This is a genomic window from Mesorhizobium sp. M7A.F.Ca.ET.027.03.2.1 (assembly GCF_003999175.1).
Lineage (GTDB): Bacteria > Pseudomonadota > Alphaproteobacteria > Rhizobiales > Rhizobiaceae > Mesorhizobium.
In genome coordinates, this window is the sequence record NZ_RZOM01000946.1 from 1 (window position 1) to 2,429 (window position 2,429).

Annotated in this window: 1 protein-coding gene; it reads left to right on the forward strand. The window is 63.3% G+C overall.

Annotation, left to right across the window (positions count from 1 at the left end; all coding sequences use genetic code 11):
* Positions 1 to 206 precede the first annotated feature (206 nt).
* Entirely contained in the window at positions 207 to 2,012 is a 1,806-nt protein-coding gene (locus EN750_RS29395) for an ABC transporter ATP-binding protein (RefSeq protein WP_127398846.1), read from the forward strand.
* Positions 2,013 to 2,429 lie beyond the last annotated feature (417 nt).

Sequence of the window (2,429 nt, forward strand, 5' to 3'; positions counted from 1 at the left end):
GCCTAGGTCTCATCCGGCGCTCCGCGAAGGTTTCCCCTTCGTGCCGATGCCGGACCGAGCACAGGCTTATGCCGATGCCGATCGCCGCCCGATTTGGGCGATACGCCAAATATGCCACTCCGCTTCCGGGCACTCATTGGCTCCTTGCGCGGCTTCTTCAATTTTCGACCTACTGGGATCGGGCTCGTTTGTGCCCGAATGACATCATGGCTCGTTTCAAGATCGATTTGCGCGCGAGCGCCTTTCGCAGCGTTCTTGGCTTCACGCTCACTCATTGGCGGCGTCAGCCCTGGCGGCTCTCGCTCATCATGGGCAGCTTCCTGCTGTCGACGCTGGCCGATGTGCTGACGCCGCTCTACTCCGGCCGGCTGGTCGACGCCGTCGCCAGCAGCGCCGGCGCTGACGCCATTGCCTGGAATGCCGCGATGACGGCGTTCTCGATGTTGATGGCGCTGGCGCTGGCCGGCGTTGTCTTGCGCAACCTGGCGTTCATGGGAATCGTCGAGCTGACGTTGAAGATGATGGCCGACATCGCCGCCGATGCTTTCCATCGCGTCCAGCGCTTTTCCACCGACTGGCATGCCAACAGCTTTGCCGGCTCGACGGTGCGCAAGGTGACGCGCGGCATGTGGGCGCTCGACCTGCTCAACGACACCATCCTCATCGCGCTGCTGCCGTCAATCGTCATGCTGGTCGGCTCGACATTGCTGCTTGGCTGGTTCTGGCCGTTGATGGGGGCGGTCGTTGCTGCCGGTTCGGTGCTGTTCATCACGGTGACGGCGCTGCTGTCACTTGGCTATGTCGCGCCGGCGGCAAGGCTCGCCAACACCTGGGATACCCGCCTCGGCGGCTCGCTGGCCGACGCGGTCAGCTGCAACGCCGTGGTCAAGGGCTTTGGCGCCGAGGAGCGCGAAGAACGCCGACTGGCCAAGGTCGTCGCCAAATGGCGTGCGCGCACACGGCGCACCTGGGTGCGCGGCACCATCAACGGCACCACGCAAGGGGTGCTGCTGCTGGTCATGCGCGCCACGGTGATCGGCCTGGCGCTGATGCTGTGGTCGTGGGGGCAGGCGAGCGCCGGCGACGTTGCCTTCGTGCTGACCTCGCTCTTCGTGCTGCAGGGCTATCTCAGGGATATCGGCACGCATATCCGCAATCTGCAGCGCTCCATCAACGATATGGAAGAGCTGGTCGATTTCCAGTCCGAACCGCTCGGCATCGAGGACCGGCCCGGTGCCAAGCCGATCCGGATCACCGAAGGACGGATCAGCTTTGACAACGTCACCTTTCACTATGGCCATCACCGATCGGCGCTTTACCGCGACTTTTCGGTCGATATCGCGCCGGGTGAGCGCGTCGGGCTGGTCGGCCATTCGGGGTCGGGCAAGACGACCTTCGTCAAGCTTATCCAGCGGCTCTATGATGTGAATGCGGGGAAAATACTGGTCGACGGCCAGGACATCTCGCAGGTGGCGCAAGCCTCGCTACGCGGGCAGATCGCCATCGTTCAGCAGGAGCCCATCCTGTTCCACCGGTCGCTGGCCGAAAACATCGCCTATGCCAGGCCGAGTGCGACGCAGGAGGAGATCGAGCATGCCGCGAAGCTGGCGAGCGCGCATGACTTCATCACCAACCTGCCGAAGGGCTATGGTACGCTGGTCGGCGAACGCGGCGTGAAACTGTCGGGCGGCGAGCGTCAGCGCGTGGCGATCGCACGCGCCTTCCTTGCCGATGCGCGCATCCTGATCCTCGACGAGGCGACATCGAGCCTCGATTCGGAATCGGAGGTGCTGATCCAGCAGGCGATGGAGCGGCTGATGGTCGGCCGCACGACGCTGGTCATCGCGCACCGGCTTTCGACGGTGAGGGCGCTGGACCGGCTGCTGGTCTTCGATCGCGGCAACATCGTCGAGGAAGGCTCGCATGATGAACTGATCCGGCTGAAAGGCGGCATCTACCGCCGCCTGTTCGAGCGCCAGGCATTGGAACTGACCAAGGGACTTGTGAGCTGAATTGAGGCGGCCTCCAGCTTCGGCCGGAGGCCGCCTCTGTCCGGCACGGTCAGCCCAGCGGGCTGGAGCAGGGCATGCGATCGCAAGGTCGCGGCCAACCCGCCGATCAGCGCAGTGATGCTGGCCGACTTGATTTGCCTGTGAAGCCCTGTCCGGATAGTAAGTCTTGAGACCTCTGTTCATCATACTGACCGAGATACGTTGTTTCTACCATTGGTTGATATATATCCGATGGAGGGCAACCCACGGACGTTCTTCACGATGCATCTTTCTGCAAATGCCGAGGAGAAGTTGGCTGCGCCGTCAGTGCTGGAATCTCAGCATGGCTCGGTTCGGCCGCTGGCTGCCGAAGATCTCGAGCGCGTCGCCGCACTCTTCCTGACGAAGTTTCGCCGACGGCGCCGTCACCTCCTCGAT

What these genes read in the sequence shown, in the direction of transcription:
- EN750_RS29395 (WP_127398846.1), top strand. Translation starts at nt 207, where the DNA reads ATGGCTCGTTTCAAGATCGATTTGCGCGCGAGCGCCTTTCGCAGCGTT.